14 protein-coding genes are annotated in these 14,547 nt (G+C 62.0%); 12 read left to right on the forward strand and 2 right to left on the reverse strand.

Features of this window, described 5'->3' with window-relative positions; all coding sequences use genetic code 11:
* Nucleotides 1-10 precede the first annotated feature (10 nt).
* From cobN to LH464_RS13310, 5 genes are read left to right on the forward strand one after another with little or no spacing between them, the layout of a single operon-like run.
* A complete protein-coding gene (gene cobN / locus LH464_RS13290; RefSeq protein ID WP_226786880.1) occupies nt 11-3,331 on the forward strand; it encodes a cobaltochelatase subunit CobN in 3,321 nt (1,106 codons plus the stop codon).
* Nucleotides 3,328-4,638, forward strand: coding sequence for a precorrin-3B synthase (cobG, locus tag LH464_RS13295; protein ID WP_226786881.1), 1,311 nt, complete (start codon nt 3,328-3,330; stop codon nt 4,636-4,638). The genes cobN and cobG overlap by 4 nt, the downstream gene beginning before the upstream one ends.
* A complete protein-coding gene (locus LH464_RS13300; RefSeq protein ID WP_226786882.1) occupies nt 4,635-5,264 on the forward strand; it encodes a precorrin-8X methylmutase in 630 nt (209 codons plus the stop codon). Before cobG ends, LH464_RS13300 begins: the two co-directional genes overlap by 4 nt.
* On the forward strand, nt 5,261-5,998 hold the full coding sequence (locus LH464_RS13305; RefSeq protein WP_226786883.1) for a precorrin-2 C(20)-methyltransferase: 738 nt from the start codon (nt 5,261-5,263) through the stop codon (nt 5,996-5,998). Before LH464_RS13300 ends, LH464_RS13305 begins: the two co-directional genes overlap by 4 nt.
* Nucleotides 5,995-6,771, forward strand: a complete 777-nt coding sequence (locus LH464_RS13310; RefSeq protein WP_226786884.1) for a precorrin-3B C(17)-methyltransferase — start codon at nt 5,995-5,997, stop codon at nt 6,769-6,771. The genes LH464_RS13305 and LH464_RS13310 overlap by 4 nt, the downstream gene beginning before the upstream one ends.
* Here the strand turns inward: LH464_RS13310 and LH464_RS13315 are convergent.
* On the reverse strand, nt 6,750-7,502 hold the full coding sequence (locus tag LH464_RS13315; RefSeq protein WP_226786885.1) for a cobalt-precorrin-6A reductase: 753 nt from the start codon (nt 7,500-7,502) through the stop codon (nt 6,750-6,752). The two genes, LH464_RS13310 and LH464_RS13315, sit on opposite strands and share 22 nt — an antisense overlap.
* Before the next feature lies 1 nt (nt 7,503).
* On the opposite strand from LH464_RS13315, the gene cbiE reads away from it, so the two are divergent.
* The 3 genes from cbiE to cobM are packed head-to-tail and all read left to right on the forward strand — an operon-like array spanning nt 7,504 to nt 9,925.
* Nucleotides 7,504-8,763: a precorrin-6y C5,15-methyltransferase (decarboxylating) subunit CbiE gene (cbiE, locus tag LH464_RS13320; protein WP_226786886.1), complete on the forward strand. Its 1,260-nt coding sequence runs from the start codon at nt 7,504-7,506 to the stop codon at nt 8,761-8,763.
* Nucleotides 8,760-9,149: a cobalamin biosynthesis protein gene (locus LH464_RS13325; protein WP_226786887.1), complete on the forward strand. Its 390-nt coding sequence runs from the start codon at nt 8,760-8,762 to the stop codon at nt 9,147-9,149. The genes cbiE and LH464_RS13325 overlap by 4 nt, the downstream gene beginning before the upstream one ends.
* The gene (gene cobM, locus LH464_RS13330) at nt 9,146-9,925 is read left to right on the forward strand and encodes a precorrin-4 C(11)-methyltransferase (RefSeq protein ID WP_226786888.1); all 780 of its coding nucleotides are present in this window, start codon (nt 9,146-9,148) and stop codon (nt 9,923-9,925) included. Before LH464_RS13325 ends, cobM begins: the two co-directional genes overlap by 4 nt.
* On the opposite strand, the gene LH464_RS13335 is transcribed toward cobM, so the two are convergent.
* Nucleotides 9,904-11,013, reverse strand: coding sequence for a cobalt-precorrin-5B (C(1))-methyltransferase (locus LH464_RS13335; RefSeq protein ID WP_226786889.1), 1,110 nt, complete (start codon nt 11,011-11,013; stop codon nt 9,904-9,906). The two genes, cobM and LH464_RS13335, sit on opposite strands and share 22 nt — an antisense overlap.
* Before the next feature lie 53 nt (nt 11,014-11,066).
* Here LH464_RS13335 and cobA point away from each other — a divergent pair, with 53 nt between their 5' ends.
* From cobA to LH464_RS13355, 4 genes are all read left to right on the forward strand, one after another.
* Nucleotides 11,067-11,858 carry a uroporphyrinogen-III C-methyltransferase gene (gene cobA, locus LH464_RS13340; protein ID WP_226786890.1) on the forward strand — a complete coding sequence of 264 codons (792 nt, stop codon included), beginning with the start codon at nt 11,067-11,069 and terminating at the stop codon, nt 11,856-11,858.
* Nucleotides 11,855-13,168 (forward strand): cobyrinate a,c-diamide synthase, encoded by a 1,314-nt coding sequence (locus LH464_RS13345; protein WP_226786891.1) that lies wholly within the window; start codon nt 11,855-11,857, stop codon nt 13,166-13,168. Before cobA ends, LH464_RS13345 begins: the two co-directional genes overlap by 4 nt.
* 12 nt (nt 13,169-13,180) lie before the next feature.
* Nucleotides 13,181-13,768 carry an IMPACT family protein gene (locus LH464_RS13350; RefSeq protein WP_226786892.1) on the forward strand — a complete coding sequence of 196 codons (588 nt, stop codon included), beginning with the start codon at nt 13,181-13,183 and terminating at the stop codon, nt 13,766-13,768.
* Between the two features lie 218 nt (nt 13,769-13,986).
* Nucleotides 13,987-14,538, forward strand: coding sequence for a hypothetical protein (locus LH464_RS13355; protein ID WP_226786893.1), 552 nt, complete (start codon nt 13,987-13,989; stop codon nt 14,536-14,538).
* Nucleotides 14,539-14,547: the final 9 nt, after the last annotated feature.

Raw genomic sequence — 14,547 nt, forward strand, 5'->3', positions numbered from 1 at the left:
GCTTTGATCGATGCATATTCTAACCACCACATCGTCATCGCTTGATGACCTCATCGAGCCGGTCGACCTCAACCAGGCACCGGCGGATGTGGTGGTTTTGTCTTTTTCCGCCAGCGACCTTAACGGCCTCGCATCAGCCTGGTCGACGACGGCCAAGGTCGGCCTTTCGGTCGCAAATCTTGGCGAATTGCGCCATCCCATGTCAGTCGATCTTTGGCTCGAAAAGACGGCGGCCAATGCCAAGTTTGTCCTGGTCCGCATTCTCGGCGGCTACGACCGCTGGCGCTACGGAGTGGACGAACTCTCAAGGCTTGCCCGTCAACGCGGTATCAAGCTCGTTCTCCTGCCCGGAGAATGCAGCATTCGCGATGAGCGGCTTGCTGGTGCTTCGACCGCAACGGAGGAAGAGCAGGCAGCAATTCTCGCCTGCTTCCGGGAGGGCGGCGCACAAAACATGCAGCTTCTCGCTGAGAGGCTCACCGCGTTCGCGTGCCACGAGGCGATTGGTCCTGAGAGGGTAGCCACGATGCCCAAGGCCGGTTTCTACCAGCCAGGCCTGGGTATTGTCGGGTTTGAGGACATCGTTGCGGCCGCGCCGGACACGGCACCGCGATTGCCCATTCTCTTCTATCGCTCAATGCTTCTGGCAAACGATCAGGCCCCCATTGACGTCTTGTTCGAGGCGCTCAGGTGTGAAGGCTTCGCGCCCGTCCCGATCTTCGTTGCAGGATTGAAGGATACGGAATCCCTCGCCTTTGTCGAAGACGCCTTGGAACGGCTGCAACCAAGCGCCGTCCTCGCTGCCACTGCCTTCGCCAGCGGTGCAGATTTGGGTGGCCAGACGATCTTCGACCGGCTCGGCGTGCCTGTATTCCAGGTCGTCATTGCCACGACCAGGCGAGAAGGATGGGTCGAAGGCCGCAGGGGCCTCAATCCATCTGACCTCGCCATGCATGTCGTGCTGCCGGAACTCGATGGCCGCATCCTCGCGGGCGCGATCTCGTTCAAGCAGGGCGAAACCTCGTCAAGCCTGGTCAACCAGCCGGAACTGGATCGCATCAGGCACGTCACGGAGAGAATAGCACGTTTTCTCTCGATGAAGTCGACCCCGCGGGCGGATCGCAAGATCGTCGTGCTGATTCCCGACTACCCGAATGCGCCCGGTCGAACAGGCTATGCGGTCGGCCTCGATGTGCCGCAAAGCGTGCTTTCCATGCTGCATCAGCTTTCGCAGGCCGGTTACCTGGTAGAGGGCATTCCAGATACACCGAGGGAGCTGCTGGACCTACTCGATCATCGAACAGAGGGCGTGTCCCTTGGCGATTACAGATCGTTCTTTGAAAGCCTTCCTGACGACGCCCGCCAGGCCGTGGCCGCCACCTGGGGCTCATCGCCCTCAGACATGGGTGGCCCGGAAGAACGCCTTCGCTTCCGCGCTGCCCGCTTCGGCAACATCACGGTTGCACTCGCACCCGATCGCGGACGCAATGCCGATCGACGAGCCGACTATCACGACCCGGATTTGCCTCCGCGCCACGCGCTGATCGCATTTGGCCTCTGGATGCGGGAAGCGATCGGCGCTCACGCTATCGTTCATGTCGGCGCTCACGGAACACTTGAATGGCTGCCCGGCAAGACGGTTGCCCTGTCGGAAGCCTGCTTTCCCGAAATCGTCACCGGCGCTTTGCCGGTCGTCTACCCATTCATCGTCTCCAACCCGGGCGAAGCAGCAGTCGCCAAGCGCCGGATTGCCGCCGTTACCATCGGCCACCTTCCGCCCGTGCTTTCCGGTGCCGGACTTTCACCGGAGCAGAAGAGACTCGAACTGCTCGTCGACGAATATGCGCAGGCCGACGGCCTTGACCGGCGACGACGCGACCGGCTTGCAAAGCTGATCGTCGAGACTGCCCAGTCCGTCGGGCTTGCCTCCGAAGCTGGTGTTTCGCGTGAAGACGATCCCGATACCGCTCTGGCGCGGATCGATGCCTTTTTGTGCGACCTGAAGGATTTTGCCATCAAGGACGGCCAGCACGTGTTTGGCCACATCACACCCGGGGACGACGATCCATTGCGGATCATGAGTGCGAACGCGGAGCGCAACGGCCTGCTTGCAGCGCTCGATGGGCAGCACGTGCGTCCCGGCCCCTCCGGCGCACCCTCGCGTGGACGGCGTGACGTGATGCCGACGGGTCGCAACCTGTTTGCCAGCGATCCGCGCACGCTGCCGACCCCAACCGCCTTTGAACTGGGCCGGAACGCAGCAGACGAGGTCCTTCGCCGCTATCTGCAGGATCATGGTGACTGGCCCAAAAACCTTGTCTTTGATCTTTGGGGCAGCGCGTCGCTCAGAAGCGGCGGCGAGGAGGTTGCCCAGGTTCTGGCGCTCATGGGTGCAAAGCCGGTCTACGACACCGCGACCGGGCGCGTAACGGGCGTCGAGGTTCTGCCGCCGGCTGCACTGGGGCGACCGCGGATCGATGTGACGCTACGCATTTCCGGCCTGTTCCGTGACATGTTCCCGGCGCTCATTGCGCTCCTCGATACCGCAATACGGGCGATCGCCGCCCGCGAGGAAGCGCCCGGGGACAATCCTCTTGGAGAGGAAGCCGCCCAATCAGGAGAAATTCCGCCGCGCATTTTCGGTTCGGCTCCGGGCACATATGGGGCCGGCGTCGAGGACAAGCTCGCGGACGGCAAATGGGACCGGCGCGAAGAGCTCGGCCGCATCTATCTGGATTCCACGAGCCATGCCTTCTCGGGCGTTGAGGGTAGCGAAACGGAAGTCACCGGCCAGTTCGCCGAACGGATAAAGGCAGCCGACCTCCTCGTCCACACGGGTGATGATCCGGGTCGCGATCTGCTGGACGGGTCTGCGGACGTAGCCTTCATCGGTGGCTTTGCCGCAGCAATCGCAGCGCTCGACGGCAAGGCGGACATCATCGCTCTCGATACGACCGATCCGGCAAGACCCCGCGCACGCTCCATCACGGAGGCCATCACGAGGGTGGTTCGCGCACGCGCCATCAATCCACGCTTCATCGCCGGGCAGATGCGCCACGGACCCCGTGGCGCCGCCGAGCTGGTGGAGACCGTCGACCGGCTGATCGGCTTTGCCGAAACCACACACGCGATACCCCAGTCTCTGATCGAGGCAACATATGAAGCCTATGTCGCCGATGAGACGGTACGTGATTTCCTCCTGTCTCAGAATCCAAAGGGCGCTCGCTACATGGGCGAACGCTTCCGTTCAGCACTTAGACGAGGTCTGTGGCACCCGCGCCGCAACGCCGTCGATGCCGAGCTTGATCTGCTGGTGAAGGAGATCGCATGACGAGGCTTTCGCATGATCAAGACACCTCTGGAACGCGGCGCGGCGCCTGCCCCGCCCTTTCCGCGCCCATGCAGACCGGTGACGGCCTTTTGGCGCGCGTCGCTCTGACGGACGCAATCACACCCGCCGAACTTGTTGGCCTTTGCCGGCTGGCGCGCGAGCACGGCAATGGCATGATGGATATATCTGCCCGTGGCAATCTGCAGATCCGTGGCCTGACCGCGTCCTCCGCGTCGCTGCTTGATGCCGACGTTCGCGCGCTTGGACTACCGCTTCGTGAAGGGCTTGCTGTCGAAACTCCGCCCTTTGCAGGATTGGACGAGACGGAGATCGCCGACCCGCGGCCACTTGCAGAAGCGATCCGTTCCGGGGCTCGCACCATCGTCGGCCTCGCCCCGAAAATGACGGTGATCGTCGACGGTGGCGGCCAACTCCGCCACGCGGAACTCCTGGCCGATATCCGGCTGCTTGCGCATGCCACGCCGAACGGTGTCCGCTGGACGGTGTTGCTGGGAGGGATCGAAGCCACAGCCGGCGTATTGGATGTCGTGGACGACACCACCGCCGTCAAAATGACATTGGAGACATTGCGCCAGCTCGCCGCCGCGGGCGAATTTGCCAGAGGCCGTGACCTTGCCGCTGTGCTTCCGAAACACGAAGCGGCGGCTCCATCCCCTTCTCCGTTTGCCACCTACCGGCTCTCGGACAAGCTCTGGGCGGTTGGAATCGGCCCCGCTTACGGCCAGGCTGAAGCTGGACGGCTCCTCGAACTCAGCGCCACCGCAGCACGTCTGGGATTAAGGACGCTGAGGCCCGCATTGAATCATTCGCTGATTTTCTTCGGATCAGGACAGGCTTGTGAGGCACTGGCTTCGATTGCCGAAAACAACGGCTTTATCACGCGTCCCAACGATCCGCGCAGTTTCATCGCCGCATGTCCCGGCAGCCCCTCCTGCACCGCAGGATCGATCGACACCCATGCGCTTTCTCACATCGCGATAGAGGAACTGGGCGATGTGCTCGACGGCTCATTCACGCTGCACGTCACCGGCTGCCCGAAAGGCTGCGCGCATCCCCGAGCCGCCGAGCTTGTCTTGTGCGGCACTGCCGACGGTGTCGCGTTCGTGGCTGGCAAAGCGTCAGATCATGCTTTTGGCTCCACCGCCGAACGCGACGCCCGCACCTCTCTCAACCGTATCGCGGCGCTCGTGCGGGCAGAGCGCCGGAAAAACGAAACCACCACGGCATGCATTGCCAGGCTTGGCCAAAGTCGGCTCGCCCTTTGCCTCACGTCAGGAAGACCATGACCACATATGACTACATCCGCGAGGGTGACGCGATCTATCAGAAGTCCTTCGCTATCATACGTGAAGAAGCAGACCTCTCGGATTTCACCACCGATCAGGCAGAGATTGCCGTGCGCATGATCCACGCGTGCGGTCTCGTCGAAGCCGCTTCGCATTTCCGCTTCTCGGCGGACTTCGTCTCGAAGGCGCGAGGGGCTTTGCACGCGGGAAAGCCGATTTTTTGCGACGCGGAAATGGTCTCGCACGGTATCACCCGCGCACGCCTGCCGGCGGATAATCCGGTCATCTGCACATTACGTGACAGCCGCACGATCGAGCTTGCCAGGACCATCGGCAATACGCGCTCGGCAGCAGCCCTTGATCTGTGGGACGAAATGGACGGTGCGGTCGTGGCCATCGGCAACGCGCCCACAGCCCTTTTCCGCCTACTGGAACTCCTGGATGCGGGTGCCCCGCGTCCGGCCGCCATCATCGGCATGCCGGTAGGCTTTGTCGGAGCGGCAGAATCCAAGGAAGCCCTGATGGAGAGCACCCTCGGCATCCCCTATGCGATTGTACGAGGCCGCATGGGCGGCTCGGCCATGACTGCCGCAGCCGTCAACGCTCTTGCGAGGGCGGGCTTGTGAACACAAAGACCAAAGGACGTCTTACAGGTGTAGGCACCGGTCCCGGCGATCCCGAACTTCTGACCTTGAAGGCGGTGCGGGCGTTGAACGAAGCCGACGTCGTTGCCTTCTTCTGCAAAAAAGGCAGCAGCGGTAACGGCCGCATGATTGTGGATGCCCACATCCGTCCTGGAACGATCGAAATGCCGCTCGTTTATCCCCTAACCGTGGAAACCCACAAGGACGGGGCCGATTACCGCGGACCGATCGCCGACTTCTTCGATTGCTCGGCAAAGGATATCGCCATGCATCTCGACGAAGGGCGCAACGTCGCCGTCCTGAGCGAAGGGGATCCGCTGTTTTATGGCTCCTACATGCATCTGCACGTGCGACTGGCGCCGCATTACCCTGCCGAGGTGGTCGCCGGCGTGACCGCGATGTCGGGATGCTGGTCGATGGTCGGCCTGCCGCTCGTGCAGGGCGATGATATTCTCAGCGTCCTGCCCGGCACGCTGTCGGAAGAAAAGCTCGCCGAGCGCCTGCGCAACACCGATGGTGCCGTCATCATGAAGGTGGGCCGCAATCTGCCCAAGATCCGGCGCGCGCTGGAGGCAACGGGCAAGCTTGCCTCCGCCGTCTACGTCGAACGAGGCACGATGGCGAATGCTGTGACGCAAAAGCTGGAAGACCGTGACGAATCTCCGGCGCCCTACTTTTCAGTGATCCTCGTTCCGGGCTGGACCGCGCGACCATGACGGACACGGCGACCGGATCACTTGTCGTTGTCGGCCTCGGTCCCGGCAATCCGGATCAGATGACACCGGAGGCAGCCAATGCCATTGCCGCGGCCGAGGACTTCTTCGGCTACTTTCCTTATATCGACCGGCTTTCGCTCAGCCCCGACCAGCGTCGACATGCATCGGACAACCGAGAAGAACTGGCGCGCGCCAAGGCAGCCCTCGTCATGGCTGCCGAGGGGCGTCGCGTTTGTGTCGTGTCCGGCGGTGATCCCGGCGTATTCGCCATGGCCGCGGCGGTCTGCGAGGCTATCGAGGACGGACCCACGGAATGGCGGAATATCGACCTCTCCGTTGTTCCCGGTGTGACCGCCATGCTGGCGGTCGCCGCAAAAGCAGGCGCACCGCTCGGACACGACTTCTGCGCCATTTCGCTCTCCAACAACCTGAAACCATGGGCTATTATCGAGAAACGGCTTGTGGCGGCCGCGGAGGCTGGCTTCGTGATGGCCTTCTATAATCCCATCAGCAAGGCGCGACCTCACCAACTGGACCAGGCTTTCGATCTTCTGCGCGATCATCTACCTGAAGACGTCCCCGTAATCTTCGGGCGGGCGGCAGGGAGGCACGATGAGGCCACGCGGATCGTCCCGTTGAAGGATGCGGCCGGCGGAATGGCCGACATGGCGACATGCGTGATCGTCGGCTCGCCCGAGACACGGATCATCTCACGGGACGGGAAACAGCCCCTCGTCTATGCACCGCGTAGCTATAGAGGCGGCAGTATATGATCGATACGGGACAGGGCTTCCTCCACGCTATCGACGGACGCCACCTCGGGCAATTCCGGCCGCTGGATCAACACGACCTCGATCCCCAGAGCTCGGGCAGCGGCGATCTTGCCGTAGCTCGCCGGGCCACCGCTGTTCTTGGCCACGATGACCTCGATCTTGTTCTGCTGCAGCAGTGCCATCTCGTCTGCCTCGACGAAGGGACCACGGCTCGTCAGGTAGCGGGCTTGCGGCAATTCGAGCGCGGGTTCAATGGGATCGACGCTGCGAATGAGGTAATCGTGCTGCGGTGCCGCTTCGAAAGGCAGCAGTTCCTGACGCCCCAGCGTCAGAAATACCCGGCGGGGGCTATCCCCCAAAGCCGAAACGGCCTGCGGGACGCCTCCAACGTCATGCCACAGATCCCCCTCTTGCCGCTTCCACGGTGCGCGGCGCAGCGCAATCAGCGGAATATCCGCCAGCCGGGCAGCCTCCACAGCGTTGCGCGACATGCGCGCGGCATAGGGATGCGTGGCGTCTATCATCAGTTTCACGTCGCGCTGGCGCAGATGGTCGGCAAGGCCCTCCGCACCACCAAAACCGCCGATCCAAACGGGAACGGGTTGCTCAACCGGCGAGCGCGTACGCCCAGCCAGCGAAAGCTCGACCGCATATCGTATGTCCTTCGCCATGCGTTCTGCCAGCTGCCTGGACTCGGCCGTACCGCCCAGAATGAGAATGGAGTGTTTCACTATGCCTCCTGAATCATCTACCGACCATGTAACGCCCAACGCCTGGCTGTCTATCGTCGGTATCGGCGAAGACGGAATTTCCGGCCTTGGAGCGCAGGCGAAAGATGCAATCGCGTCTGCGACAGTTGTCTTTGGCGGCAAGCGTCACATTGAACTGGCCGCCCCCCTGATTTCTGGCGAAGCTCGTCCGTGGTCGACGCCCTTTGATACTGCCATGCATGAGGTCATGACACTACGCGGCACACAGGTCTGCGTGCTTGCGTCCGGCGATCCATTCTTTTTCGGTGTCGGGGTCACTCTGATGCGACATGCTGCTCCGCAGGAATGCCGGACCTATCCGGCGCCGTCCTCTTTCTCGCTGGCCGCCTCCCGCCTGGGATGGCCGCTACAGGATATCGAGACCGTGTCACTGCATGGGAGGCCGATCGATCTCGTTCGGCCCCTCCTCCACCCGGGCCGTCGCGTGCTGGCGCTCACGTCGGACGCGCAGGGACCGGCAGCACTGGCACAATTGCTTGCGAGCTCAGGCTTTGGCCCATCCCGGATGACAGTCCTTGAGGCATTGGGGGGAGCAGACGAACACCTAAGGTCCTGCACCGCATCCGACTTCGCCTTCGACCGGGTCAATGATCTCAACATCGTCGCGCTGGAGATACGTTCAGACGGACTTCCCCGCATACTCCCTCTCGCTCACGGGCTGGACGATTCCCTGTTCGAGCATGACGGCCAGATAACCAAGCGTGAAATCCGCGCCGTGACCTTGTCGGCACTCGCGCCGCGGCGTGGAGAACTATTGTGGGACGTCGGCGCGGGATCGGGCTCCATCGGCATCGAATGGATGCTCGCGCACCCCTCCATGCGGGCGATTGCAATCGAGGCCAACGCCGATCGCGCCGCCCGCATCAGGCGAAACTCTGCCGCTTTCGGTGTGCCGGGTTTAGAGATTGTCGAAGGTTCAGCACCGGTGGCCCTGCATGGTCTGGCGCCACCCGATGCGATCTTTCTTGGTGGTGGAGGCAGCGATCCGGGAGTATTGGAGGCAACAATCGAGCACCTGAAAGCCGGTGGACGATTGGTTGCGAATGCCGTCACCCTTGAGATGGAGGGCATCCTCCTCGCGGCGCACGCCAGGCATGGCGGCAATCTGATCCGAATTCAGGTGAGCCGGGCAGCGGCGGTCGGCGCCATGCAGGGATGGAAGCCGGCCATGCCCGTGACGCAGTGGACATGGATTAAAACAGGGACAGAGCAAGAGCAATGATCGTAGCAGGTCTGGGATGCCGTAGCGGAACCACTGCGGAGAGCATATTTTTCGCCCTCGAGGCCGCCTGTGAGGAAGCCGGCATCGAGCCCGGGGCGATCGCAGCCTTGGCAACGGGAGAGATCCGTCGCGAGGAGCCAGGCATACTTGAACTGGCCCGGAAGCTCAGTCTGCCACTGCATATCGTCGATGATGGCGCCATGCTTGCCGCAGAGCCAAGAACAAAGACCGTCTCGCGGCACAGCCTTTCCCAGACGGGCTCGTCGAGCCTTTCGGAAGCGGCAGCGCTTGCTGTGGCCGGCGACACATCCGAACTGATTGTTCCTCGCATGGTCGCCTATGGCGCGACCTGTGCACTCGCGCAAGCGAAGGGCGCAGCCCCATGACTGTCCACTTCATCGGCGCGGGCCCCGGCGCAGCGGACCTCATCACCGTACGCGGCCGCGACATTCTCGCGAGATCTCCGGTATGCCTCTATGCAGGCTCGATCATGTCGCAGGAACTGCTCGATTACTGCCCGAAGGATGCGAAAATCGTCGACACGGGGTCGCTGTCGCTGGACGAGATCGAAGCGGAATACGTGGCCGCGCATCGAGACGGAAAGGACGTCGCCCGACTTCACTCCGGCGACCTGTCGGTCTGGAGTGCGGTTGCGGAGCAGATCCGCCGTCTGGACAAGCATCGCATCGACTATACCCTCACCCCCGGCGTCCCCTCGTTTGCCGCAGCGGCCGCGGCGCTGAGGCGCGAACTGACAATACCCGAAGTGGCGCAGAGCCTTGTTCTGACGCGTATATCCGGTCGCGCTTCCAAGATGCCGGATCGCGAGACGCTCGCAGCGTTTGGCGCAACCGGCGCCACGTTGGCAATCCACCTTGCAATTCACGCGCTGGATCGCGTCGTGGCGGAACTAACCCCGTTCTACGGCGCGGATTGCCCGGTCGCTATCGTCGTCAAGGCATCCTGGCCGCAAGAGCGGATCATCACTGGCACACTTGCGGACATTGAAGCAAAGCTCGCGGAAGACCCCGTCGAGCGCACCGCGCTGATTTTTGTCGGCCAGGGACTTGGCGCTTCAGACTTCCGCGAAAGCCAGCTCTATAATGCAGATTACGTTCGCCGCTTCAGACCAGGCTGGCCTCAGGGCGACAAGGCTTGCTGATGATCGCTCAACGTAAACGGCGCATGTCCTTGGAGTTTGCCGTCCCGGTCGAAGACCAGGACTTCGAGCGCGATATCGGGCGTTTCGAGTGCCTTCGCCGCAGTTCTCCAGGCAAGGGCGGCGATACGGTCGCCAAGAGCGATGTCGGCAGCAGCCGCGATCTCGAATGCGCCGGCAACTGTGTTGGCAACCAGGATCTCCTTGACGAGTCCGGGCGTCGCGCCGGCATCGCGCGCAACTTCTGCCAGAGCCTCGAGGTCGGCCAGACCGCGCTTCGAGTGAACGTCGAGCATCCCTTGTGCCAGCTTCGTCATCTTGGCCACGCCACCGGCAATGGTGACCTTTCGAACCGGGTGCGCTCGCAGATATTTCAGCATGCCGCCGACGAAATCACCCATATCGATCAGAGCGATTTCAGGCAGGGTATGGTGGGCGGCAACGGCCTTTTCAGACGTATGGCCCGTTGCACCCGCCACGTGATCGAGACCCGCGGCGCGGGCGACGTCGATGCCGCGCCAAATGGAGTGGATCCAGGACGAGCACGAGAAGGGAATGACGATGCCCGTTGTTCCGAGGATGGATATGCCGCCGATAATACCGAGACGGCCGTTCAAGGTCTTTTCGGCAAGCTTCTCGCCATCGGGCACGGAAATTTCAACCTCGAAATCCGCGTCCGGCCCCGCCACTTCCACAATCGCAGCAGCAATCATCTTTCTCGGAACAGGATTGATGGCCGGTTCGCCAGGCGGCAGCGGCAAGCCCGCCCGGGTGACGGTGCCCACCCCGCGGCCTGCCTTGAACACTATTCCGGAGCCGGGGCTTGTCCGTCTCACCGTACTGACGATCAGCGCCCCATGGGTCACGTCAGGATCGTCACCAGCATCCTTGACGATGCCCGCGCGCGCAAAGTCGGCCCCCTCCTCCTCCAGTGCCAGGGCAAAGGACGGACGCTGACCACCTGGCAACGTAACCGCGACAAGGTCGGGAAACTTGCCCGTGAGCAACGACTGGCAGGCGGCCTTGCTTGCCGCCGCAGCGCAGGTTCCCGTGGTCCAGCCACGACGCAGGTTCTTGCCTTCCACATCCATGGACGCTTCTATATCCCGGCCGCAAACGAGCGTCACCGGCAAAAGGTTTTCGCATGAGCTTCAATGACATTATCTCTGCCATTTCCGCAGCAAACCCGACCTTCGAACCCGGGCATGTCTGGCTTGCGGGCGCCGGGCCCGGGGACCCGCGCTATCTGACCCTGGAGGTCGCCGACGCACTCTCCAAGGCAGACAGCATCGTCTATGACGCTCTTGTCTCTCCACAGGTTCTGGCGCTTGCAGGTGACGCCGAGCTTCATTTTGCGGGCAAGCGCGGCGGAAAGCCTTCTGCAACACAAGAAAACATTACTGCCCTGCTGATCGAGCTTGCAAGGACGCGAAAGAAGGTTCTGCGCCTCAAAGGTGGCGATCCGTTCATCTTCGGGCGCGGCGGGGAAGAGGCGGAAGCGCTGGTCAATGCCGGCGTTCCGTTCCGAATCCTGCCGGGTCTTACCTCTTCACTCGCAGCACTTGCTTCTGCCCGCATCCCGGCCACCATGCGCGGTATCAGCCGATCGATCACACTTGCGACCGGTCACGCAGCCGGAACAGATGAGGATCTGGACTGGCGCGCACTTGCCAAGGTCGGCGAACCAATTGTCGTCTACATGGGCATCAAGATGATTGGCGAGATCACGCGCCTGCTGATCGAGGGCGGATTGCCGGCCGAAACGCCCGTCGCCGTGATCATGTCTGCGACTACCCCGGACGAGAGGCTTCTGACGGCGACACTGGCGACGGTAGAGGCGGAAGTCGAAAGACAGGATTTTGCCGCGCCCGCGCTTATCGTCATCGGCGACATCGTCTCCATGCGACAGGTCCTGACGGCGGAGGTCCCCCGTTGACCGCCCGTGCACTCATCATCGGCGCCCCGCGCTCCGGTTCCGGCAAGACAAGCGTCACCATCGGCCTGCTGCGCGCCTTTGCCCGTCGCGGCGTGAAGGTACGGGGCATCAAGACCGGACCCGACTACATCGACCCCGGTTTTCACGCTGCCGCAACTGGATTGCCAGGCCTCAATCTCGACAGCTGGGCAATGGAGCCTGGTCTCCTTCGCCATCTTGCCAACACGCATGCCGAGAGTGCTGATCTCCTGGTCATCGAGAGCGCCATGGGCCTTTTCGACGGCATCCGCAGCGAACCGAACAGAAGCGGCGCAGCCTCGGACCTTGCGCGACTGTTCGGCGTGCCGGTCTTGCTGGTACTGGATGTTTCGGGGCAGTCGCAGACAGCAGCAGCCATTGCCTATGGCTTCGCCCACTACGACCCGCAGGTGAGTATCGCCGGCTGCGTGCTGAACCGCGCCGGCAGCGAGCGCCATCGCACGCTCTGCACCGATGCAATCAACGACATCGGATTGCCCGTACTCGGCACTGTTTTGCGCGACCCCACGCTCATCCTGCCGGAACGACACCTGGGTCTGGTGCAGGCAAGCGAACATCCGGAGATGGACGCCCACATCAACCGGCTCGCAGATGCGATGGAGGCGTCGCTGGACCTCGATGCTATCTTCAACGCTGCCAGACCCTTCGAGATACCGGGCGGGTCGAACGACAGGGCACTTGCTCCTCCAGGGCAACGCATCGCTCTCGCGCAGGATGCCGCGTTCACCTTCCTGTACCCGCATCACACGCATCACTGGAGGGCGGCAGGCGCTGAACTGGTTCCGTTCTCACCGCTGGACGATGAGGCACCGCCCGCAGATTGCGATGTCTGCTGGATACCGGGCGGCTATCCCGAGCTGCATGCGGGCCGTCTCGCCGCCTGCGACAATTTCCGCATGGGACTTGCCCAATTTGCGGAAACCAAACCGGTCCATGGCGAGTGCGGCGGCTACATGGTACTGGGCGAAACACTGGAGGACGCGGATGGTGTCACGCACCGGATGGCGAGCCTTCTGTCGCATCATACAAGCTTTGCAAAACGCAAGATGAACCTCGGCTATCGACAAGCCACACTCCTGTCCAATTGCCCCTTGGGCAGAGAAGGCGAAACGGTGCGCGGTCACGAATTCCACTATGCTCGGGTCGTCTCTCCCGGCGATGACACGCCGTTCGCCATGATCGCCGATGGCCTGGGCAAGCCGATCGGTCCATCCGGCGGCCGGCGCGGCCATGTCAGCGGAAGCTTCTTTCATGCAATCGCTGCAGGGTAGTTTTTCAACGGCATGTTCACCCTCCTTTCGCCCCACGTTCACGAGCAGGAAATCAAGCGGAGCCGCTTTATTGCGACGGCCGGCCCGGTAGCCAACGAGGATGGTGCAAAGGCTTTCATAGCGGCGCATTCTGTCGGAGACGCAAACCATAACTGCTGGGCCTGGCGGATCGGTCAGACTTACAGGTTCAGCGACGACGGCGAGCCCAGCGGCACGGCTGGCAAGCCCATATTGCAGGCAATCGACGGACAGGAACTCGATGGCATCGCCGTTGTCGTGACCCGCTGGTTCGGCGGCATCCTGCTCGGCAGCGGAGGACTGGTCCGCGCTTACGGCGGGACCGCCTCGCTTTGCCTTCGGGCAGCAGAAAAGCTGCTCATCGTCCCGTCCGTGGAAGTGAGCATCGACGTCACATTCTCCGATCTCGCGCTGGTGAAAGCCCGGCTGTTCGCGGTCGCGGATGTGCAACTGACGGAGGAACACTTTACGGAAAGCGGCGCGGTGCTCACCGTTTCTCTACCTGAGGTGGGAGCAGACGAGGCGCTGACCATGGTGACAGACCTTACGAGCGGCCGCGCACGGATCGACAGAGGATCATAAATCCCTGCACCCGTGTTAGATTCCGGGCGGCGACTCCAAATATTTCAGCATAAGATCAAATATCTAGTGCGCAGCCATAAGGGTGCACCCACCGTGGAACATATGCCCTGAGCGACTAATGGACATTCGCGCCCTCAGATGAGATCCCTCGCCCCCAGACTTTGTCCATTAGCGAGATGTGTTAGACTCCAGACATCTGTAAGGGAGGACGGATCATCATGGGAGAGGAAATAGACGACGAACCAGAGGATGAGGGGGAGCCGGAAGACGGCGGCAGCGATGTATTCCATCAAGCCGTTGTTCTAGGGACAGTCCAGTTCGAAATACCTGACGCAAACATGACCCTGACCGGTCGAATTCCGATTATCCAGTTGGCTCTCGACGACAGGGATAGCTACGAGAGGATCTTCGAAGTTACGCGGAGAATGGAAATCATGCTCTTTGAGCGGTTTCGCTTCGCCATGTTGATATCAGATGGTGATGTTTCCCAAGGCACTTTGACGTTTCGAAACGGCAAGATCATTGTCACCACAAAGACCTTAGCTTTGATCCTGGTGGCCTACCACTTCGTCGTAGGCTATGAGGACCTGCGCAAAGGCTTAGAGCTAATACTTGATGATACCCGCAGCGCTGTATGTTCCGTTTCCGGCGCAACTGGCGCGCAAAAAGTGGTCGTCACGCCATCGGACATTGACAGTCTCGTCAATGCCGTAGCGCGGGAGCTACCCGAAAACGGACCAATACCGCGTGTGCGGCCCAAGGGGCGTTAGTAATTTCGG

The organism is Pseudorhizobium xiangyangii (assembly GCF_020531965.1).
Lineage (GTDB): Bacteria > Pseudomonadota > Alphaproteobacteria > Rhizobiales > Rhizobiaceae > Neorhizobium > Neorhizobium xiangyangii.

Excerpts from the sequence above, each read along its gene's own strand:
- cobN (WP_226786880.1), top strand. The coding sequence starts at position 11 with ATGCATATTCTAACCACCACATCGTCATCGCTTGATGACCTCATCGAG.
- cobG (WP_226786881.1), top strand. The coding sequence starts at position 3,328 with ATGACGAGGCTTTCGCATGATCAAGACACCTCTGGAACGCGGCGCGGC.
- LH464_RS13300 (WP_226786882.1), top strand. The coding sequence starts at position 4,635 with ATGACCACATATGACTACATCCGCGAGGGTGACGCGATCTATCAGAAG.
- LH464_RS13310 (WP_226786884.1), top strand. The coding sequence starts at position 5,995 with ATGACGGACACGGCGACCGGATCACTTGTCGTTGTCGGCCTCGGTCCC.
- cbiE (WP_226786886.1), top strand. The coding sequence starts at position 7,504 with ATGCCTCCTGAATCATCTACCGACCATGTAACGCCCAACGCCTGGCTG.
- LH464_RS13325 (WP_226786887.1), top strand. The coding sequence starts at position 8,760 with ATGATCGTAGCAGGTCTGGGATGCCGTAGCGGAACCACTGCGGAGAGC.
- cobM (WP_226786888.1), top strand. The coding sequence starts at position 9,146 with ATGACTGTCCACTTCATCGGCGCGGGCCCCGGCGCAGCGGACCTCATC.
- LH464_RS13335 (WP_226786889.1), bottom strand. The coding sequence starts at position 11,013 with ATGGATGTGGAAGGCAAGAACCTGCGTCGTGGCTGGACCACGGGAACC.
- cobA (WP_226786890.1), top strand. The coding sequence starts at position 11,067 with ATGAGCTTCAATGACATTATCTCTGCCATTTCCGCAGCAAACCCGACC.
- LH464_RS13350 (WP_226786892.1), top strand. The coding sequence starts at position 13,181 with ATGTTCACCCTCCTTTCGCCCCACGTTCACGAGCAGGAAATCAAGCGG.
- LH464_RS13355 (WP_226786893.1), top strand. The coding sequence starts at position 13,987 with ATGGGAGAGGAAATAGACGACGAACCAGAGGATGAGGGGGAGCCGGAA.